This is a genomic window from Reyranella sp. (assembly GCF_965249915.1).
Taxonomy (GTDB): domain Bacteria; phylum Pseudomonadota; class Alphaproteobacteria; order Reyranellales; family Reyranellaceae; genus Reyranella.
The window spans coordinates 5976448-5994591 of record NZ_OZ252257.1; the positions used below are offsets into that span (position 1 = coordinate 5976448).

Genomic DNA, 18144 nt, shown 5'->3' on the forward strand with positions numbered 1-18144 from the left:
AGGGCGTCCCGATGCGGCTTGCGATCCTGTTGATGACGGCCGTCATGGCGGTGGCCGTGGCCCGGCCGGCCAGCGCCGAGCCGCGCTGGCTCGCCTGCAAGGTGACCGACCAGGGCGGCCAGGTGCGCAATTTCAGCGTCGTGTTCGACGACCGGCGCAACACCGTCGGCGTCTGGGATGGCAACTCGATGGCCGAGGGCACCAGCGTGGTCATCACGTTCCAGGCGCTGCGCGCGACCTTTCCCAGATTCTCGATGACCTACAACCGCAACGACGGCGCCTTCTCGATGACGCCGCTCGGCGCCAACTACGGTGGCCTGCTCCACGGCGAATGTCGTCGCAGTCTGCCGCCCCCCGGGGTTCCCGAAGAGCGGCGCTGACGGCGTCAGTTGAGGTCGGCGGCCTGCTCGCAGCGCAGGTCGGCAATACTGTTCTCCGTCGCCTGTCGCGCCGGCGTGGTCTGGCCATTGCAGGTGTAACGGATGCGCAGTGTCTTCGTGAGCCGATCGGGCATGCCGAAGATGTAGGCCATCGCCGGCACCTGGCAGCGGGTCGGACCCTGGCCGCAGATGTCGCGGACCTGCTGGGTCACGTCGATCGTGGAGGTCGGACCGCCCCATGAGGCTTCGACGATGTCGATGCGCCGCGGCACGATCGGCGCGCCGCCGACGCACGCCATCCGGACCTTGAAGCTCGGCGTCGCCACTTCCGACAGAACGAAGTTCTGCGGCTGGCAGGTCCAGATCACCGTCAGCCGCTTGGCGAGGTCGAAGCGGTTGTCGTTGTAGGCCGGGCCGTTGGCGAACACGTCGCAGGGATAGCCGCCCGGGCAGGTCACCAGGCTGGTGACGTCGGCCCCGGGTCCGTCCTGCGGCAGGCCCCAGTAGGCGCGCTTGATCTGCGCCGTCGAGGTAACGACCTGAGCAGACTGGCTGCACGCCACCACCGTGCCCACGACGGCGAGTGCCAATAGAACGAGACGACCCCAAGTCATGAAACCCCCGGAAGTTTCTGCACTGACATTCCCAATATTCCCACGGGCAAACTAGCCGCGGCCCGCGACCCGGGCAATCGGCCAAGCTTGACACTATTTGCACCGTCTTTCAGAAAGTGGTGATGGGGATCGCGATCTCCCCACGAGGCGACAGCCGAAGCATCGCGTCCTGCTCCGCTCATAAAGGACGCCGCATATGACTTCGCCCAACGCAATTTCTCCCGACAAGCTCGCTCGCCTCATCGGCCGCCCCGATTCACCCGTACTAATAGACGTCTGCACCGACGAGGACTTCGCCGCCAACCCGCACCTCGTGCCGGGGGCGGTTCGTCGTCCGTGGGCCGAGGTACCGGTGTGGGGACCGGCCTTCGTCGCCGCTCGGCGGCCCGCCGTCGTGGTCTGCAGGAAGGGCCTGAAACTCAGCCAGGGCGTCGCCGCGTGGTTGCGCCACGAGGGGGTATCGGCTGACGTGCTCGAGGGCGGGATCCTGGCCTGGCAGGCGGCGCGGCTGCCGACCGTGCCGGCCGAACGCCTGCCGCGGCGCGACGCCGGCGGCCGTACCGTCTGGGTGACCCGCAGCCGGCCCAAGGTCGACCGGATCGCCTGCCCGTGGCTGATCCGGCGCTTCGTCGATCCGCAGGCGGTCTTCCTGTTCGTCGCTCCCTCCGAGGTGCTCGACGTCGCCGACCGGTTCGGTGCCACGCCGTTCGATCTCGATCACAAGGACGTGCACTGGAGCCATCGCGGCGACCGCTGCACGTTCGACCTGATGATCGAGGAATTCGGCCTCGAGACCGAGCCGCTGAAGCGGCTGGCCACGATCGTGCGGGGGGCCGACACCGGACGACCCGAACTCGCCCCCGAATCCGCGGGCCTGCTGGCGGCCTCCCTCGGCCTGTCCCGCATGTACGCCGACGACCTCGCTCAGCTCGAGGCGGGGCTTGCCCTCTACGACGCCTTCTATCGCTGGTGCCGCGACGCCGTCGACGAGGGCCATGACTGGCCGCCGGCCGCGAGGAAATCATGAAGCCCACGGCCGCGCATGGCGTCCCCCTCTCCGAGGCCGTGAAGGTCTGGCTGCGGGTCGCCGCCCTGTCGTTCGGCGGCCCCGCCGGCCAGATCGCGGTGATGCATCGCATCATCGTCGAAGAGAAGAAGTGGATCGGCGAGCAGCGCTTCCTGCAGGCGCTGAACTACTGCACCCTGCTGCCCGGTCCCGAGGCGCAGCAGCTGGCGACCTATATCGGCTGGCTGATGCACCGCACCGCGGGCGGGCTGATCGCCGGCACGCTGTTCGTGCTCCCGGGCCTGCTCGCCATCATGGCGCTGTCCTGGGTCTATGTGCTGCTGGGCAAGGTCACCCTGGTCCAGGGCCTGTTCTTCGGTCTGAAGGCCGCCGTGCTGGTGATCGTGGTCGAGGCGGTGCTTAGGGTCGGCGGGCGCGCCCTGCGCAACAACGCGATGCGCCTGCTGGCGGTCGCGTCCTTCGTCGCCATCTTCTTCTACGGCGTGCCGTTTCCGCTGATCGTCGTCGCGGCGGGGCTGATCGGCTTCACGGCCACCAAGCTTGGCCGAACGGAATTCCAGGCCGGTGGCCACGGCGCCGGTGGCCGCCCCGGCCTGAGCGATGCGGAGTCGCTCCTGGGCGAGGACACGCCCGCGCATGCCAGGCCCAACCTGGTCTGGTCGCTGTCGATCGGCGCGCTGTTTCTCGCGCTCTGGCTGGTGCCCGTGGGGCTGCTGTGGCTCGTGCGCGGGCCCGACGATGTGTTCACCCAGATCTCGGTCTTCTTCAGCAAGATGGCCGTGGTGACGTTCGGCGGCGCCTATGCCGTGCTCGCCTATGTCGCGCAGCAGGCGGTCGACAAATACGGCTGGGTGACGGCCGGCGAGATGCTGGACGGGCTCGGTCTCGCGGAATCGACGCCGGGCCCGCTGATCATGGTGACGCAGTTCGTGGGCTTCCTCGGGGCGTGGCGCGACCACGGAGGCCTCAATCCGCTCCTCGCGGCGACCCTGGGCGGTCTGCTCACCACTTGGGTGACCTTCACGCCCTGCTTCCTGTGGATCTTCGTCGGCGCGCCCTATGTCGAGGCGCTGCGCTCGAACAAGGCTTTGTCGGGCGCGCTGGCGGCCATCACCGCGGCGGTCGTGGGCGTCATCCTCAATCTGGCGGTCTGGTTCGGGCTGCAGGTCCTGTTCGGCGAGCTGCGGCCGGTCCAACTGCTCGGCGCCACCGTCGACGTGCCGGTGCTGGCCTCGGCCAACATCGCGGCCGTGGCGCTGGCGGTCGCCTGTGCGGTTGCTGTATTCCGCTTCCGCTTCGGGATGATCCCGGTCCTGCTGGCCAGTTCGATGGCCGGCATCGTCTACGCATTGATGTTATAGGAAATCCATGACCGACACGCTCCCCGACCGACTGTCCACCAACCCGAAGAGCCCCCACTATGACGAGGCGCTGCTCCAGCGCGGCATCGGCATCCGGTTCGATGGCCAGGAGAAGACCAACGTCGAGGAGTATTGCGTGAGCGAGGGCTGGATCCGCGTCGCCGTCGGCAAGACGGTGGACCGCAAGGGCAATCCGCTGACCATCAAGCTCAAGGGCACGGTCGAGCCGTTCTTCGAGACGAAGAAGTCCTAGGAGACCGAATGGGACAGCCGCCCGCGCATGCAGACGCACCGAAATCGCGCCCGCGCCGGCGTGACGTTCTGGGAGCGGCGGCCGCCGTCGGCAGTCTGCTGCTCGCGCCCGGACCGGCAGGAGCCCAGCCCGTGAAGGTCCGTCTCGGTACGGCGACGCCGGGCGGCGGCTTCCCGGTCTATGGCGCAGCCTTCGTCGCGGGCGTGCGCCGCTTCGATCCGACGCTCGAGATCGAGGCGATCAATACCAAGGGCAGCACCGAGAACGTGCCGATGCTCGAGGCCGGCACGCTCGACATCGCGCTGGTCCAGGGCGAGGTCGTGCATGAGGTGCTGCAGGGCGTCGGCCGCCCGCCGGCCGATCTCTGCGTGCTGACGGCCATGTATGCCACTGCCGGCATGTTCGTCGTGCGGGCCGACGCGCCCTATCGCACCATCGCCGATCTGAAGGGCAAGCCGATCGCCTGGGGTGCCGCCGGCTCGGGCCTGGTGATTCTCGGCCGCTACGCCATGGACGGGCTGGGCCTCGATGCCGCGAAGGATTTCCAGCCGATCTACCTGGAGCGCGCCGGCGACGGCCCGGCGATGGTGCTCGATGGCCGAGCTGCCGCGCTGTGGGGCGGCGGCAACGGCTGGCCGGGCTTCGTCACCATGGCCAACAGCAAGGACGGCGCGCGCTTCATCGCGCCCGATGCCGGCGAGATCGAGCGCATCCTCGCAAAACACCCTTTTCTGAAGCCGGTCACACAGCCGGCCGGCAGCTTTGCCGGCCAGACCGCGGCGATCCCGTCGGTCGGCTCCTGGAGCTTCGTGCTGGCCCGTCCCGGTCTCGACGAGACGGTCGCCTACCGCATGGTCAAGGCGCTGCATGCCGTGCAGCAGGCCGGCTCTCCGCCGCCGCAGCTCGCCGAAACGACGGCGGCCAATACGGTCGCGGTCGTGCCCGGGCGCGAAAGATTGCATCCCGGCGTCGTGCGCTTCTACCGGGAGATCGGGCTTCTCACGTAACCAACGCCGTGTTGCCGCGTTTCACCCTCTGGAAACGGAGGAGCACGCGATGGACAAGGCCAAGGACAAGATCGAGGGCGAAGGCAGCTACACCGCCACCGCCGACTACAACAAGCGCACCGCCGAATTCCTGAAGAAGGACAAGGTGGACGGCGCGGCGCGCGACGCGGCGAAGGCACTCGATTCCGACGAAGCCGCCTCTCTCAAGGCTGCCGAGGCCAAGGGAAAGGCGGGCGATCCCAAGGGCCAGGGCGCGGCCAAGACCAAGTAGCCGGCTACTCCGGCTTCAGGAGGCCCTTTTTGGCCAGTTCGCCGATGCCGGCGTCTTCGGTCCTGAGGAAGGCTGCGAAGGCTTCAGGCGTCGACGGACGCGCCGTCGCGCCGAGTTCGACGAACTTCTGCTTGATGGCCGGATCGTCGAGCGCGGCGACGGCTGCGGCATTGAGCGTCGAGATGATCGCGGGCGGCGTGTCCTGCCTGACGAAGAGCCCGAGCGTCGTGCCACCGTCGAACGGCGTGCAGCCGGTTTCCGCCAGCGTCGGCACGTCGGGCAGTTCGGGCGCGCGCTTCTCGCCGACGACGACGAGTGCCCGCAACTTGCCGGACTTGATGTGGGGCAGGGAGCTGCTGAGCTGATCGCAGTAACTATCGATCTGACCGGCCAGCGCATCGTTCAGACCCACGCCCGATCCGCGATAGGGCACGATCGCGAAGCTCACCTTTTCGTTCTCCTGGATGCGCAGGATGTCGGTGTGGTTCGGCGTGCCGTTACCGGCGTGGCCCATGCTGATCGTGCCCGGTTTGGCCTTCGCGGCGGCCAGCAGCGACTGCCAGTCCGTGAAGCGGCTGTTGGCCGGCACCACGACGATCATGGGGACCGTGCTCAGCATGCTGACCGGCGCGAAGGACGGAACCATCGAAGGCTTGCCCGCCATCAGCGGTGACACATAGAGCGTCCCGAAGGCGGCGATCACCATCGTGTACCCATCCGCCGGCGCCTGCAGCACCAGCTCCTGACCGACGACCCCGCCGGCGCCAGGCCGGTTGTCGATCAGCACCGGCTGTCCCAGTTTTCGCGACATGCCTTCGCCGGCCAACCGCGCCGTGACGTCGGCATTACCGCCTGCCGCGAAGGGCACGATGAAGCGAAGGGGCTTGGTCGGAAAGGACTGGCCCCGCGCGCCGAAGCCGGTCGCCAGGGCCGTTGTCGCCGCCAATCCGCCGAGCAGGAATTTCCGTCTCTGAGCCACGATGCATTTCCCCCTTATCGATTGGGGGAAGCATCCGCCCGGGCTGCGCGTCGGGCCACTGAATTCGCCGAGACCTTCCGCGTCCCGAAAGTCAGACAGTGCCGGCGGCCATGCCAACCAGCCTGCAGGCAAGCTGGGCGACGTCGACGCGATCGACAAACCGGGCATGGCGAACGGCCTCGCCATGCTCGAGCGGCTGGTGTCCTAGTTGCTGTTCTCGAGGTGCGTCACGACATATCGACGGCCATCGCGTTCGACCTCGAAGCGGACGCGGTCGCCTGCGCTCAATCCCTTGAGCGCCGTGGGGTCCTCGACGCTGAACACCCTCACGCCGCCTTCGGGCAGGAGGGGAAGCGGGCGATAATCGAGGGTGATCTTGCCGGCTGCGGGGTCGATCGCGACGATGCGGCCACTCGCCCGCTGGCCATCGTTCGTCGGCGCTTCGACCGTGCAGTCCTCGAGAGCATGATCGTGCTCGCTGTAGGAATCGTAGATGCTTGGGAGGCCCGCAGCGCAAGCGGACTGTGCGCCGATCGGGGCAAACGCAACTGCGGCCACGGCCGCAGCAAGCGTGAACATACTCTTGGACATTTTGGGCTGACTTCCGATGGTGAACCTTATTCAGGTCCCTCCATCTGGGACGGCGCCGTCCAAATTCCAGTGGTTACAGGACAGTGACGGTCGATTGTCACGTCCCCTCACTCAGGTTTGATGTTGCCCTCGCGAATCACCTTGCCCCAGCGGTCGCGGTCGTTGCTCACAAGGGTGACGACGTCCTGGGGCGGGCCGGCGAGAGGCTCGGCGCCCAGCGTCGCCAGGCGCTCCGCGGTGGCGGGCGCCGCGAGCACCTTGTTCACCGCCTCGTTGAGACGCTTCACGACGGTCTCCGGAATGCCCGCGGGTCCGAGAACGATGAACCAACCCTCGATCTCGGCGGCAGCGAGATTCAATTCGCGCAGCGTCGGCAGATCGGGCGCCAGCGCGCTGCGCTTGGGTCCCGTCACGGCCAGTGCGCGCATCTCGCCCCGCTGCACGTAGGGCAGCATCACCGCGACATTGTCGAACATGGTCTGGATGCGACCGGCCAGGATGTCGGCACGCACTGCACCGCTGCCGCGATAGGGCACATGCAAGATCTCGACGCCGGCGGTGCGCTGCAGGATCTCGCCGGCGAGATGCTGCGCCGTGCCCATGCCCGTGGACGCATAGGCCACTCCGTTCGGCTTGGCCTTTGCCAGCGCGATCAGCTCCGCCACGGTCTTCACGCCCAGATCCGGATGCACGACGAGGAGGTAGGGGGTGCGCGCCACCGTGGCGACCGGCGTGAAGTCCTTGATCGGATCGAAGGACAGGTTCGGATAGAGCGCGCCCAGCGTTGCATGCGAGCTGGGGGCGAACAGCAGCGTGTAGCCGTCGGGTGGCGACTTCACGACCATCTCCGACGCAATGATGCCGCTCGCGCCGCCCTTGTTCTCGACCAGGACGTTCTGGCCGAGTTCGCTCGTCAGTCCCTGCGCCAGAAGGCGTGCGATGACGTCCGTCGCGCCGCCCGGCGGGAAGCCCACGACCAGGCGGATCGACTTGTCGGGAAAGGCCGGCGTCTGCGCGGCGGCGGGCACGGCAAGGCCTAGGAGGCTGCCGGCAAGCAGCCCCATGAACGTCGAGCGCAACATTTTCAATCCTCCCGAAACGTCTTCTTGTCTTGTGGCGAGCCTTTGCGGCTCGCTTCAGGAAACAGCGGCGACCGCCTGCAACATCGATTCGCGATCGGCGCCTGCAGCGTTGTCGGCGAAGCGTCCCGTCTCGATCTCGCCTTCGAGCGAGCAGCGGAACATCACGCGCGGCTTGGTCTGGTCGAAGTCGCCCAGCGCCACGTGGCAGCTGCAGCGATTGTCCCACATCACCACGTCGCCCAGGCTCCAGCGGTGGCGGTAGACGAATTCCGGCGAGGTCGCGTGCGCGTTCAGCATCGCCAGCAGGCTCTGGCTCTCCTCGTCGGACATGCCGAGGAAGCGGCGGATGCGCTGGTTGACCAGCAGAGACTTGCGGCCGGTCTCGGGATGCGTGCGCACCACCGGATGGATGACCGGCGGATTGCGCCGCTTCATCTCGGCAACGTCGGCGGGATCGCGCTGCTCGATGCCGCGGATCATCGACACGTCGTGCAGCGCCTCGAGATTTTCGATCAGGCCACGGATCGGCGGCGTCAGCGTCTCGAGCGCGAGATAGAGGTTGGACCACATCGTGTCGCCGCCGACCGGCGGCTTCTCCTTGCAATGCAGGACCGCGCCCTTGGCGGGACGGGACGTGTAGCTGAGGTCGGTGTGCCAGTTGCGGCCGGAATTGTAGGTCCCCGACTTCTTGCCCCCGACCATCTTGTTGGTCAGCACAAGGATCTCGCGATGATCCGGGTGCAGCGTCGACGGCGCCTGCGACTCGTGAGCGTCGAGCACGCCGAACCGGCGCGAGAATTCGATCTGCTGCTCCGGCGTCAGATCCTGTTCCGGGAAGACGAGCACGATGTGCTCAAGCCAGGCCTCGTGGATCCGGCTGTGGTCTTCGTTGCTGAGGGGCTTGCGAAGATCGACGCCGGTGACCTGGGCGCCGGCCGCAAAGCCCAGCGGCGTGATGTTGATTGCACTCATTTTGTTTTCTCCCGAGGCCCAACTCTATCCAGCAGAGTGATTATCGGTCAATATACTGTTTATTGTCAGACAAGATTAGGGATCGTCGATCATGGACGCCAGCCCCGCCGCAATGCCTCCGCTGGTGGAAACGCCGCTGGGACGGCTCGTGAAGTCGCTGCCGGAACGACTTGCCGAGCGCATCCTCGAGGACGTGATGACGGGGCGGCTGCGGCCGGGCGAGCGGTTGAAGGAGGAACTGCTCGCCGAGACCCATGCGGTGAGCCGCGCCACCGTGCGCGAGGCGCTGATCGCCCTGGCGCGGCAAGGCTATGTCGTGCGGATCCCGCGCTCCGGCGCCCGGATCGCCGAATTCTCGCGCAACGACCTGGACGACCTGTTCGAGCTTCGCGCGGCCCTGCTGGCGATGGCGGCCGGTCGCTACACGCGGCAGGCCGGCCCGGCCGAACGGGCGGCGATCGAGGCCGACGTCGCCAGGCTCGAGGCCATGGCCGCAAGCCCCGACATGTCACCGCAGGACTTCGCGACCCAGTCCATCCGCATCCAGACCCTGCTGATCGAGCGATGCGGCAACAATCACCTGCCCGACATGTACAAGCGGCTGGCGGGCATGGGCATGTGGCAGCTGATCCGCGGCCAGGCGAGCAGCTTCCTCACCCTGGCGGGGCGCCAGGAGTCGGCGGCGGACTGGCGCCGCCTCGCCGACTGCGTCGCGGGAAAAGACGATGCGGGCGCCGAGCGTGCGGCCAGACTTCTGCTGGAGCATTCCGCCGTTCGCGTCCGGATGCACTTCGACGAGATCGTCCGGGGCGGCGCCTGACGCGAGAGGCGCCGATCGACGACCCTAGCCGTGCGGCACGTTGAAGAGCTGGCGGATGCGGCCGACGAGGCGCGAAATGGAGGTTTCTCGCGTCTCCGCGCCGGGCTCGCCGGCCCGCATCGCGGCGCTCGCCCGTCGAGAAAGCGTCACACTGATCTCGTCGGCGATGCCCGGCCGTTCTTTCATGAGCTTCGAAAGAGGTGCTTGCCCGACCTCGTAGATCACGGTGAAGGTCAGCGCCCGCGCGGTCGCCGTCTCGCCGGATCCGGTGAACAGCCCGGCCTCACCGAAATAGTCGCCCGGTGCCAGCCGGCTCTGCTCGATCTCGCGGCCGTCTTCTTCGCGTGAGAGCGCGACCACGCCCGTCCCGATGATCATCAGCACGTCCAGCCTGGTGCCTTGTGCGACCAGGACCTCGCCTCTTTGATAGGTCTTGCGTGTCAGGGTCTCCGCAAGCGCGGTCCTTTCCGCCGGGGTGAGCGTGACGAACAGCGGCACGGCATCGACCAGCCGCTGCGATGTGGTCTGCTGAGCCGTGGTCTGCACGTCGAGAGGAGCCGGTGCGACCTGGTTCGTGAACACCGTGACGGCCTCGGCCGGCTCTGCAAGCGACAGCCCCGCCGCCTTGGCATGGCGGTAGATCAGATCGTAGACCTCGTGGCGGGCGGCGGAAGACGCGGCATAGTCGGTGACGCGGAAGGAAAGTTCCAGCTCGATCGCGCGGGCGTCGAGCGACTTGATTTCGACCGAGGGCGAAGGCGGATTCAGGATGGAATTGCTGCTGAGAAGGACCGTGCGCATCACCTCCGAAATGACAGAGGGCGCCATGGTGGGCGTGAAGCGCACGCGCAGCTTCACGCCGTGATTGCGGTTCGGACTGCTGAGATTGGTGAGTTGCGCCTTGGCGAGGACGCTGTTGGGTAGGACGACGAGGTCGTTCGACCCGTTGAGAAGATGGGTGGCGCGCCAGTTCGTCTCCACGACGCGGCCTTCGATGTCGCCGCCCAGGACGATCCAGTCGCCGACTTCGTAGACCCGGCTGAAGTTCAGGGCGATTCCCGAGAAGACGTCGGCCAGCGTGCTCTGCAGGGCGAGGCCCAGGATGATGGCGAAGACGCCGGACGTCGCGATCAGCGTACCGACGGGCGCCTTGAAGACATAGGCCCCGATCGACAGGGCAGCGCCGAGATAGATCAGGCCGGCCACGAGGTCCTGCAGCAGACGCCCCTCATGCGGCAGCCGCTCGAAGACGAGGAAGACCCGGGCGCAGCCGATCAGGACCCAGGCGCCGTTGATCCACCAGATGATCTTGGCCAGCGCGGCGAAGGTCCGTTCGTAGATCGGCGTCGTGTCGGGCGAGACTTCGTAGGGGACCACCTGATGCTTGTAGAGCAGGGCCGTCAGCGCCACGAAGAAGACGAGCTGAAAGGCGAGGCGACGCGCCGGATAGCGGCGGAGCAAAAGGTGGGTGATCGCGGCGCCCGCCAACGCCAGAAGTCCGGTCTGGACGAACGGATTGGCCGCGATCTCGGACAGGCTGAATTCTTCCATCAGCGGAGCCACACTTCGTCGGAGCTCATGTGTCTCGGATCGTCCGTCATCCGTCGGACGATAGCGCGCCGATGCCGGTCGACGGTATTAGACTTTTGCCGAAAAGCGGCGGCCACGCCCTTCATTCGACATGCAAGCGCCGGCCCTCGGCGGTCGCGTCAGGCGATCGAGTCGATGACCTTGGCGAGCGCCACGTCCTTTTCAGAGAGGCCGCCGGCGTCGTGCGTGCTGAGAACGATTTCGACCTTGTTGTAGACGTTGGACCATTCCGGATGATGGTCGGCCTTCTCCGCGGCCATCGCGACGCGCGTCATGAAGCCCCAGGCTTCGTTGAAGTCGGCGAACTTGAAGCTCTTCTGGAGCGCGTCGCGTCCGCGCACCTTCTTCCAGCCCTTGATCGAAGCGAGGGCCTGGGTGCGGGATTTTCCGGCGAGTTTGGCGATCATCTGTCTCTCCTCATTTGGCGTGAAGCTTGCCTCATCGCGGGGCAGCAGCCTAGGCTCCCCCCCAACAAACCGGAGGCTTTCTTGAAAATCACTCGTCGTACTGCCCTGCTTTCCAGCACCGCCGCCATGCTCGGCGCGGTCGTTGCCGCGCCCGCCTCGGCGCAGAAGGCTGCCGACACGCTGCGCATCCTGTTCAACGACGCGGTGCCCAACGTCGACATGTATTTCAACAGCCAGCGCACCGGATTGATCCTGGCGCACCAGGCCTGGGACATGCTGGTCCATCGCGATCCCGCGACCTTCGAGATCAAGCCGTCGCTCGCCACGGACTGGAAGTTCACCGACGACAATACGCTCGATCTCACGATCCGCCAGGGCGTGAAGTTCCACGATGGCAGCACGCTCTCCCCCGACGACGTCGTCTACACCATCAACATGGCGGCCGATCCGGCCTCCAAGGTCGCGACGCCCTCGAACTATGCGTGGATCGACAAGGCCGAGAAGACCGGCGACTGGACCGTGCGCATCAAGATGAAGCGGCCGACGCCGGCGGCACTCGAATACCTCGCCATGGTGACGCCGATCCATCCCAAGGCCTATCGCGAGAAGGTCGGCCCCGAGGGCTTCTCGGCCAAGCCGATCGGCGCCGGCCCCTACAAGATCGTCAAGAACGACCAGGGCAAGGAGATATTCTTCGAGCGCTTCGACGATTACTGGAAGGGCTCGCCCAAGGGCGTGCCCGCGATCAAGAAGCTGCATGTCCGCTTCGTGCCCGATCTCGCCACGGCCGTGACCGAGGTGCTGGCGCAGAAGGCCGACTGGATCTGGAACATCAATCCCGACCAGGCCGACAGCATCAACAAGATGCCGTTCCTGCAGGCGGTTCGCCAGGAATCGATGCGCGTCGGCTACCTCTCGATCGACGCCGCCGGCCGTACCGGCGCGGACAATCCGCTGACCAAGCTCAAGGTGCGCCAGGCGATCTGGCATGCCGTCGACCGCAAGCAGTTCGCCGAGAAGCTGGTCGGCGGCGGCAGCCGCGTGCCGCCGGCGCCATGCTTCCCCAGCCAGTTCGGCTGCGATGCCGACGCCGCGGTGAAGTACGACTACGATCCGGCCAAGGCCAAGGCGCTGATGGCGGAGGCGGGCTTTCCCAACGGCTTCGACGTCGAGATGGTGAGCTACGTGCAGCCGACCTCGTGGGGCGCGGCCATCCAGAACTATCTCACCGCCGTCGGCATCCGCGTGAAGATCACCCAGCTCCAGGTCGCGCCGGCCATCCAGAAGGCCCAGAAGGGCGAGGCGCCGCTCTACATGGGAAGCTGGGGCAGCTACTCGATCAACGACGTCTCGGCGATCCTGCCGGTGATGTTCGGCGCCGGCGCGCTCGACAATTATTCGAAGGACCCCGAGCTCGAGAAGCTGGTGGCCGAGGGCGGCGCCACTTCCAATACCGAGGCGCGCAAGAAGGCCTACTCGGCCGCGATCAAGATTGCGACCGAGAAGGCCTACTGGCTGCCGATCAACACCTACGTGAACACCTACGCGTTCTCGAAGACGCTCGATTTCAAGACCTTCCCGGACGAGCTGCCGCGCTTCTATCTGGCGAAGTGGAAGTGACGATCTAGAGCTTTCCTCCCCCGTCACACGGGGGAGGTGGCCGAAGGCCGGAGAGGGAAGGCCATGAGTCTGAACTCTCCCGGTCGGGATTCATGGCGTTGCTTTCCCCCTCCCGGCCTCCCCCGTTTGACGGGAGGAGGAGAGTCGGGGCGCTTAAGGGACCAGCAGACACTCCACGCCGCCGCCGGGCCGAGGCCTGAGCGGCGGCGCTTGCGTGGCGCAGCGCGGTTCGGCGATCGGGCAGCGCGGATGGAAGCGGCAGCCCGGCGGGATGTTGGCCGGGTCGGGCATGACGTCGCCCAGGCCCACGTCGGGCACGCCGAGACCGGGCTCGGGTGTCAGCACCGAGGCCAGCAGCGCCTGGGTGTAGGGATGCTCGGGCGTGTGAAACAGTGCCTCGGTCGGCTTCTTCTCGACGATGCGGCCGAGATACATGACCGCCACTTCGCTCGCGACATGCTCCACCACCGCGAGATTGTGGCTGATGAACAGGTAGGTGAGGCCAAGGTCGCGGCGCAGTTCGGCCAGCAGGTTCAGGATCTGCGCCTGCACCGAGACGTCGAGCGCGGAGGTCGGCTCATCGCACACCACGATGCGCGGCCGCAGCACCAGGGCGCGCGCGATGGCGACCCGCTGGCGCTGGCCGCCGGACAGTTCGGACGGCAGGCGGTTGCCCATTTCGCCGGGCAGGCCGACGCGCTCCAGCATCTCGTCGACGCGCTTGGCGATCTCGGCACGCGAGAAGTTGCCCTGGGCCTGCAGTGGCATCGCCACGATGTCGCGAATGCGGGTCAGCGGATTGAGCGACGAGAACGGGTCCTGAAACACCGGCTGGATCAGGCGGGCGCGCGCCTTGCGGTCCATGTCGACGACGCGCTGGCCTTCGACGGCGATGTCGCCGGAATCGGGCGTGAGCAGGCCGAGGATCAGGCGGGCGAGGGTGGACTTGCCGCAGCCCGACTCGCCCACCACGCCCAGCACGCCGCCCGGCGGCACGGCGAAGGAAACGCTGTCGACGGCCACGACTTTGCGGTCCTTGCCCAGGAGGCCGCCGGAGACACGGAAGGTCTTGCCGACCGACTTGAGTTCGATCGCAGCTTGGGTCGTCGCGTTCATGGGGCCAGCCGGCAGAGATAATCGTGTCCCGGCGCCGCGGTCTGGTGCGGGACGGTATGGGCGCAACTCGCGTCGGCGAAGCTGCAGCGATCGCGGAAGCCGCAGCCTTGGAAGCCCGGGCCGATGCGCGGCACCGTGCCAGGAATCGAGCCCAGCGGCTCGTCCTGGCGCTGCTTGCCCGGTACCGGCACGCAGCGCAGCAGGCCCTGCGTATAGGGATGCTTGGGATCGGCGAAGAGTTGCGCGGTCGCCGCGCTCTCGACCACTTCGCCCGCGTACATGACGGAAACCCGATGGGCGACACGCGCGACGATGCCGAGATCGTGCGTGATCAGCAGCATGCCGAGACCGAGATCGCGCTGGAGCTGCGCCAGCAGGCGCAGGATCTGCGCCTGCACCGTGACGTCGAGCGCGGTCGTCGGCTCGTCGGCGATCAGGAGCTGCGGCTCGCACATCAGCGCCATGGCGATCATCACCCTCTGGCGCAGGCCGCCCGAGAGCTGGTGCGGGAACTGGCCGAGGCGCAGGCCCGGCGCGGTGATGCCGACCCGGCCCAAGAGGTCGGCGGCGCGATCGGTGGCGACCCGCTGGCTCACCTTCTTGTGGCGGCGCATCACCTCGGTCATCTGCGAGCCGATCGTGTAGGCCGGGTTGAGGCTGGTCATGGGCTCCTGGAAGATCATCGCCATGGCATTGCCGCGCAGCCGCGCCATGCCCCGGTCGTCGAGCTTCAGCAGATCGTCGCCCTGGAAGGTGAGGCGCTGCGCCGTGCGGTGCCCGCCGCGCGCCAGCAGGTTCATGATCGCGAGCGAGGTCACCGACTTGCCGCAGCCCGATTCGCCCACCAGACAGTGGGTCTCGCCGCGCTCGACCGTGAGCGAGGCGCCGCGCACCGCGGCGGTGCCGCCGAAGCCCACTTCGAGCTTTTCGACTTCGAGAAGCGCGCTCACGTGCGGGACCTCGTCGCAAAGGCGTCGCGCAGCCCGTCGCCGAGCAGGTTGATGCCGAGCACAAGAACGAACAGCGCCACGCCGGGGATCACGATCACCCAGGGGCTGAAGAACATGTAGTCCTTGGCCTCGGCGATCATCAGTCCCCAAGAGGGCAGCGGGGGCGGCACGCCGAGCCCGAGGAACGACAGCGTCGCTTCGAGCAGGATGGCGAGTGCGATCTCGAGCGTCGCCACCACGACGAGGTGGCTCGCGATGTTGGGCAGCACCTCGCGCGACAGGACGCGGAAGCGCGAGCAGCCGGCGCACCAGGCGGCGGCGACGAAGTCGAGGTTGCGCACCTGCATGGAGGTCGAGCGCGCCACCACGGCGAAGCGGTCCCACAGCAGCAGGCCGAGCGTGAGCACCAGCAGGGTCATCGAGGTGCCGAGCAGGCCGACGACCGCGAGCGCCACCAGGACGACGGGGATCGAGAGGCGTGTCGTGATGGCGAACAGCACGGCGTCGTCGATACGGCCGCCGAAGAAGCCGCCCAGCACACCGATGGTGATGCCGATCAGGCCCGACACGATCGTGACGGTGACGCCGATCAGCATCGAGATGCGGCAGCCCCAGATCAGGCGGGAGAGATAGTCGCGGCCGAGCTGGTCGGTGCCGAGGATGAAGTCGGGATTGTGCCCCTCCATCCAGAAGGGCACCAGGAGACGACGGTCGAGGTCCTGCGCGAACGGATCGTGCGGCACGATCAGCGGTGCGAAGATCGCGCAGAACAGGGCAAGGCCCACGATGACCGCGCCGATCCACGTGCCGGCGCTCTTCCAGCCCCGACGCGGGCCGGCATTGATCGAAACGGCGGTGCTCATGCGCGCAGCCGCGGATCGAGGACGGCGTTCATCAGGTCGGAAACCATCGTCAGGGCCACGTAGATGACGGCGAGCACCAGCACGACGGCCTGCACGACCGGGAAGTCGTTCTTGGCGATGCTCTCCCAGGCGAGGAAGCCGACGCCGTGCAGGGCGAAGACCTGCTCGATGACGATCGAGCCGCCCAGCATGAAGCCGAGCTGCACGGCGGCGATCGCGACGACCGGAATGGCGGCGTTGCGCAGCGCGTGCTTCAGCAGGATGGAGGCGCGCGACAGGCCCTTGGCGCGGGCGGTGCGAATGTAATCGCTGCCCATCGCCTGGATCATGCCGGCGCGGGTGAGGCGCGTGAGCGCGGGAATGGCCGAGAAGGCGAGCACGATGCCCGGCATGACGAAATTTTCCCACGAACCGGTGCCCGAGATCGGCAGCCAGCCCAGCGTGAGGCCGAAGAGGATCATCAGCAGCAGGCCGAGCCAGAAGGAGGGCATCGCCTGACCGATCAAGGCGACCATCTGCACGGCGCGATCGAAGCCGGTGTTCTCGCGCACCGCGGCCAGGATGCCCATCGGCAGCGACACCAGCAGCGCGATGGAGAGGCCGGTCAGGCCGAGGGTCAACGTCACCGGCATGCGCTCGGCGATCAGCGTCGAAACGCGCGTCTGGAAGAAGTAGCTGTTGCCCAGGTCGCCGGTGGCGGCGCGGCCCACCCAGTCGAAGAACTGGCTGAGGACCGGCCGGTCGAGCCCATAGGCCTTGCGCACGGCCTCGATGTCGGCGGCGGTGGCGTTGGGGCCGGCGATCGAGATGGCGAGATCGCCCGATAGCCGCGTGAGGATGAAGGCGAGGGTCATGACCGTCGCCGCCACGAGGAGTGCCACGATGAGGCGGCGTAAGAGGAACTGAAGCATGTGCGGGCGAGTTTAATGCGGATCGATGGGGAAGGCGATCATGCGAATACCGCGCCAAACCTCGGGGAGGTGCCCGAACGGTCACGACGCGGCGCTTGGCGAAGGCGCACGGGTCCTATAAGGGGGAGTCATGCCGGTCTTCAACAATCCACGGCGTACGCCCGGTTTCGGCATTGCGCCCACTCTCGAGGACTTCGAAGCGATCTCAGCCGAGGCGCTGGCGACGATTCCCGAGGAGTTCCGTCGGCACGTCGGGAACGTGCGCATCCAGATCGACGACTTCCCGTCCGACGAGGTCGAGAAGCAGATGGATCTCGAAACGCCGTTCGACCTGCTCGGTCTCTATCAGGGCGTGTCGATGATGGAACGCGGCGCCGGTCATGTCGCCAACGACATCGATCGCATCTTCCTGTATCGCCGGCCCATCCTCGACTATTGGTGCGAATCGGGTGAGGACCTGCCGCATATCGTGCGTCACGTGCTGATTCACGAGATCGGCCATCATTTCGGCCTCAGCGACGACGACATGGAAGCGATCGAAGCCAAGGCCGAGGAAGAATCGCAGCGCGCCTAGACGAGCGCTGCGAAGGTCGTTGGCTCAGACCCGCATCGCCTCGCGATAGAGGCGCTCTGCATTGGTCCACTTGATCGCCTGAACGAAGGCTTCGATGTATTTCGCCGTGTCGGTGCCGTAGTCGGTGGCATAGGCGTGCTCGTACATGTCCATCGCGAGCAACGGCACGCCGGCGGCCGGTGCCATCGAATCGTTCTCGGCGCGACAGTTGAACAGCCGCTTGTCGCGTGGCGCATAGGCCAAGATCACCCAGCCGCTTCCTGCGGCGAGCGACTTGCCGGTGAGGACGAATTCCGCCTTCCAGCGATCCAGGCTGCCGAAATCGCGCGACAGGGCCTGGGCCAGAAGACCAGCGGGCTGGGTCGGGGCTTCGGCCAGGCCGTCGAAATAAATCTCGTGCAGGAGCGTCGAGTTCTGGGCCGCCTGCTCGTCCTGCTTCAGTTTGCCGAGTTTCTCCGGCGTCACTTCGGCGAAGTCGATCTTCGAGAGTTCCTCGCCGATCGCGTTCAGCTTCTTCACCTCTTCGGCGTACACCGTGTCGTGGTGTTTGCGCAGCAGGTCGCCCGAGAGGCCTTTCACCTTGTCCGGGTTGACGATCAGCGGCTTGGGGGTGACCTTCGGCACGGGAATGGCAGTTGCCACCTGCGGGGCCATCTGCTGGGCGCGTGCGCCCAAGGCAAAGGCGCCAGCCAGCAGGCCGGCGCCCGCGGCCAGGGAGCGGCGGGAGATGTCGGTCATGGGGGCTCCTCGCTTGTT

General features: G+C 66.9%; 22 protein-coding genes. 10 read left to right on the forward strand and 12 right to left on the reverse strand.

Annotation, left to right across the window (positions count from 1 at the left end; translation table 11 throughout):
- The first annotated feature begins 11 nt into the window (after nucleotides 1-11).
- Complete coding sequence (locus ACP15H_RS29360) at nucleotides 12-380, forward strand: hypothetical protein (RefSeq protein ID WP_425069643.1); 369 nt, start codon at nucleotides 12-14, stop codon at nucleotides 378-380.
- Nucleotides 381-385: 5 nt separating this feature from the next.
- On the opposite strand, the gene ACP15H_RS29365 is transcribed toward ACP15H_RS29360, so the two are convergent.
- Nucleotides 386-994, reverse strand: a complete 609-nt coding sequence (locus ACP15H_RS29365; protein WP_425069644.1) for a hypothetical protein — start codon at nucleotides 992-994, stop codon at nucleotides 386-388.
- Between the two features lie 196 nt (nucleotides 995-1190).
- On the opposite strand from ACP15H_RS29365, the gene ACP15H_RS29370 reads away from it, so the two are divergent.
- The 5 genes from ACP15H_RS29370 to ACP15H_RS29390 are packed head-to-tail and all read left to right on the forward strand — an operon-like array spanning nucleotide 1191 to nucleotide 4913.
- Nucleotides 1191-2021, forward strand: coding sequence for a chromate resistance protein ChrB domain-containing protein (locus ACP15H_RS29370; RefSeq protein WP_425069645.1), 831 nt, complete (start codon nucleotides 1191-1193; stop codon nucleotides 2019-2021).
- Entirely contained in the window at nucleotides 2018-3382 is a 1365-nt protein-coding gene (gene chrA / locus ACP15H_RS29375) for a chromate efflux transporter (RefSeq protein ID WP_425069646.1), read from the forward strand. Before ACP15H_RS29370 ends, chrA begins: the two co-directional genes overlap by 4 nt.
- A 7-nt stretch (nucleotides 3383-3389) precedes the next feature.
- Nucleotides 3390-3635, forward strand: coding sequence for a DUF3297 family protein (locus tag ACP15H_RS29380; protein ID WP_425069647.1), 246 nt, complete (start codon nucleotides 3390-3392; stop codon nucleotides 3633-3635).
- A gap of 8 nt (nucleotides 3636-3643) precedes the next feature.
- On the forward strand, nucleotides 3644-4642 hold the full coding sequence (locus ACP15H_RS29385; RefSeq protein WP_425069648.1) for a TAXI family TRAP transporter solute-binding subunit: 999 nt from the start codon (nucleotides 3644-3646) through the stop codon (nucleotides 4640-4642).
- A gap of 49 nt (nucleotides 4643-4691) precedes the next feature.
- Nucleotides 4692-4913 carry a hypothetical protein gene (locus ACP15H_RS29390; RefSeq protein WP_425069649.1) on the forward strand — a complete coding sequence of 74 codons (222 nt, stop codon included), beginning with the start codon at nucleotides 4692-4694 and terminating at the stop codon, nucleotides 4911-4913.
- Nucleotides 4914-4917: 4 nt separating this feature from the next.
- On the opposite strand, the gene ACP15H_RS29395 is transcribed toward ACP15H_RS29390, so the two are convergent.
- Complete coding sequence (locus tag ACP15H_RS29395) at nucleotides 4918-5892, reverse strand: Bug family tripartite tricarboxylate transporter substrate binding protein (protein WP_425069650.1); 975 nt, start codon at nucleotides 5890-5892, stop codon at nucleotides 4918-4920.
- A gap of 1 nt (nucleotide 5893) precedes the next feature.
- Between ACP15H_RS29395 and ACP15H_RS29400 the strand changes: the two genes are divergently transcribed.
- Entirely contained in the window at nucleotides 5894-6100 is a 207-nt protein-coding gene (locus tag ACP15H_RS29400) for a hypothetical protein (protein ID WP_425069651.1), read from the forward strand.
- Here the strand turns inward: ACP15H_RS29400 and ACP15H_RS29405 are convergent.
- The 3 genes from ACP15H_RS29405 to ACP15H_RS29415 form a co-directional block, all read right to left on the reverse strand.
- Nucleotides 6097-6483, reverse strand: coding sequence for a copper-binding protein (locus tag ACP15H_RS29405; RefSeq protein WP_425069652.1), 387 nt, complete (start codon nucleotides 6481-6483; stop codon nucleotides 6097-6099). The two genes, ACP15H_RS29400 and ACP15H_RS29405, sit on opposite strands and share 4 nt — an antisense overlap.
- A gap of 107 nt (nucleotides 6484-6590) precedes the next feature.
- Entirely contained in the window at nucleotides 6591-7565 is a 975-nt protein-coding gene (locus ACP15H_RS29410; protein WP_425069653.1) for a tripartite tricarboxylate transporter substrate binding protein, read from the reverse strand.
- A gap of 54 nt (nucleotides 7566-7619) precedes the next feature.
- Nucleotides 7620-8537: a TauD/TfdA dioxygenase family protein gene (locus ACP15H_RS29415; protein ID WP_425069654.1), complete on the reverse strand. Its 918-nt coding sequence runs from the start codon at nucleotides 8535-8537 to the stop codon at nucleotides 7620-7622.
- A gap of 91 nt (nucleotides 8538-8628) precedes the next feature.
- Between ACP15H_RS29415 and ACP15H_RS29420 the strand changes: the two genes are divergently transcribed.
- Nucleotides 8629-9357, forward strand: coding sequence for a GntR family transcriptional regulator (locus ACP15H_RS29420; protein ID WP_425069655.1), 729 nt, complete (start codon nucleotides 8629-8631; stop codon nucleotides 9355-9357).
- Between the two features lie 24 nt (nucleotides 9358-9381).
- On the opposite strand, the gene ACP15H_RS29425 is transcribed toward ACP15H_RS29420, so the two are convergent.
- The gene (locus tag ACP15H_RS29425) at nucleotides 9382-10911 is read right to left on the reverse strand and encodes a cyclic nucleotide-binding domain-containing protein (protein WP_425069985.1); all 1530 of its coding nucleotides are present in this window, start codon (nucleotides 10909-10911) and stop codon (nucleotides 9382-9384) included.
- A gap of 155 nt (nucleotides 10912-11066) precedes the next feature.
- Nucleotides 11067-11399 (reverse strand): 4a-hydroxytetrahydrobiopterin dehydratase, encoded by a 333-nt coding sequence (locus ACP15H_RS29430; RefSeq protein ID WP_425069986.1) that lies wholly within the window; start codon nucleotides 11397-11399, stop codon nucleotides 11067-11069.
- A 36-nt stretch (nucleotides 11400-11435) separates the two neighbouring features.
- On the opposite strand from ACP15H_RS29430, the gene ACP15H_RS29435 reads away from it, so the two are divergent.
- On the forward strand, nucleotides 11436-12974 hold the full coding sequence (locus ACP15H_RS29435; RefSeq protein WP_425069656.1) for an ABC transporter substrate-binding protein: 1539 nt from the start codon (nucleotides 11436-11438) through the stop codon (nucleotides 12972-12974).
- A 153-nt stretch (nucleotides 12975-13127) separates the two neighbouring features.
- Here the strand turns inward: ACP15H_RS29435 and ACP15H_RS29440 are convergent, their stop codons facing one another.
- From ACP15H_RS29440 to ACP15H_RS29455, 4 genes are read right to left on the reverse strand one after another with little or no spacing between them, the layout of a single operon-like run.
- Nucleotides 13128-14090, reverse strand: a complete 963-nt coding sequence (locus ACP15H_RS29440) for an ABC transporter ATP-binding protein (RefSeq protein ID WP_425069657.1) — start codon at nucleotides 14088-14090, stop codon at nucleotides 13128-13130.
- Complete coding sequence (locus ACP15H_RS29445; protein WP_425069658.1) at nucleotides 14087-15040, reverse strand: ABC transporter ATP-binding protein; 954 nt, start codon at nucleotides 15038-15040, stop codon at nucleotides 14087-14089. Before ACP15H_RS29445 ends, ACP15H_RS29440 begins: the two co-directional genes overlap by 4 nt.
- The gene (locus ACP15H_RS29450) at nucleotides 15037-15903 is read right to left on the reverse strand and encodes an ABC transporter permease (RefSeq protein ID WP_425069659.1); all 867 of its coding nucleotides are present in this window, start codon (nucleotides 15901-15903) and stop codon (nucleotides 15037-15039) included. The genes ACP15H_RS29445 and ACP15H_RS29450 overlap by 4 nt, the downstream gene beginning before the upstream one ends.
- Nucleotides 15900-16814 (reverse strand): ABC transporter permease, encoded by a 915-nt coding sequence (locus tag ACP15H_RS29455; RefSeq protein ID WP_425069660.1) that lies wholly within the window; start codon nucleotides 16812-16814, stop codon nucleotides 15900-15902. The genes ACP15H_RS29450 and ACP15H_RS29455 overlap by 4 nt, the downstream gene beginning before the upstream one ends.
- Nucleotides 16815-16944: 130 nt before the next feature.
- On the opposite strand from ACP15H_RS29455, the gene ACP15H_RS29460 reads away from it, so the two are divergent.
- On the forward strand, nucleotides 16945-17388 hold the full coding sequence (locus ACP15H_RS29460; RefSeq protein WP_425069661.1) for a metallopeptidase family protein: 444 nt from the start codon (nucleotides 16945-16947) through the stop codon (nucleotides 17386-17388).
- Between the two features lie 24 nt (nucleotides 17389-17412).
- Here the strand turns inward: ACP15H_RS29460 and ACP15H_RS29465 are convergent, their stop codons facing one another.
- A complete protein-coding gene (locus ACP15H_RS29465) occupies nucleotides 17413-18126 on the reverse strand; it encodes a superoxide dismutase (RefSeq protein WP_425069662.1) in 714 nt (237 codons plus the stop codon).
- Nucleotides 18127-18144: the final 18 nt, after the last annotated feature.

Bases quoted from the DNA above. Each gene is read 5' to 3' on its own strand.
- ACP15H_RS29360 (WP_425069643.1), top strand. From the start codon at position 12: ATGCGGCTTGCGATCCTGTTGATGACGGCCGTCATGGCGGTGGCCGTG.
- ACP15H_RS29365 (WP_425069644.1), bottom strand. From the start codon at position 994: ATGACTTGGGGTCGTCTCGTTCTATTGGCACTCGCCGTCGTGGGCACG.
- ACP15H_RS29370 (WP_425069645.1), top strand. From the start codon at position 1,191: ATGACTTCGCCCAACGCAATTTCTCCCGACAAGCTCGCTCGCCTCATC.
- chrA (WP_425069646.1), top strand. From the start codon at position 2,018: ATGAAGCCCACGGCCGCGCATGGCGTCCCCCTCTCCGAGGCCGTGAAG.
- ACP15H_RS29380 (WP_425069647.1), top strand. From the start codon at position 3,390: ATGACCGACACGCTCCCCGACCGACTGTCCACCAACCCGAAGAGCCCC.
- ACP15H_RS29385 (WP_425069648.1), top strand. From the start codon at position 3,644: ATGGGACAGCCGCCCGCGCATGCAGACGCACCGAAATCGCGCCCGCGC.
- ACP15H_RS29390 (WP_425069649.1), top strand. From the start codon at position 4,692: ATGGACAAGGCCAAGGACAAGATCGAGGGCGAAGGCAGCTACACCGCC.
- ACP15H_RS29400 (WP_425069651.1), top strand. From the start codon at position 5,894: ATGCATTTCCCCCTTATCGATTGGGGGAAGCATCCGCCCGGGCTGCGC.
- ACP15H_RS29405 (WP_425069652.1), bottom strand. From the start codon at position 6,483: ATGTCCAAGAGTATGTTCACGCTTGCTGCGGCCGTGGCCGCAGTTGCG.
- ACP15H_RS29410 (WP_425069653.1), bottom strand. From the start codon at position 7,565: ATGTTGCGCTCGACGTTCATGGGGCTGCTTGCCGGCAGCCTCCTAGGC.
- ACP15H_RS29415 (WP_425069654.1), bottom strand. From the start codon at position 8,537: ATGAGTGCAATCAACATCACGCCGCTGGGCTTTGCGGCCGGCGCCCAG.
- ACP15H_RS29420 (WP_425069655.1), top strand. From the start codon at position 8,629: ATGGACGCCAGCCCCGCCGCAATGCCTCCGCTGGTGGAAACGCCGCTG.
- ACP15H_RS29440 (WP_425069657.1), bottom strand. From the start codon at position 14,090: ATGAACGCGACGACCCAAGCTGCGATCGAACTCAAGTCGGTCGGCAAG.
- ACP15H_RS29450 (WP_425069659.1), bottom strand. From the start codon at position 15,903: ATGAGCACCGCCGTTTCGATCAATGCCGGCCCGCGTCGGGGCTGGAAG.
- ACP15H_RS29455 (WP_425069660.1), bottom strand. From the start codon at position 16,814: ATGCTTCAGTTCCTCTTACGCCGCCTCATCGTGGCACTCCTCGTGGCG.
- ACP15H_RS29460 (WP_425069661.1), top strand. From the start codon at position 16,945: ATGCCGGTCTTCAACAATCCACGGCGTACGCCCGGTTTCGGCATTGCG.
- ACP15H_RS29465 (WP_425069662.1), bottom strand. From the start codon at position 18,126: ATGACCGACATCTCCCGCCGCTCCCTGGCCGCGGGCGCCGGCCTGCTG.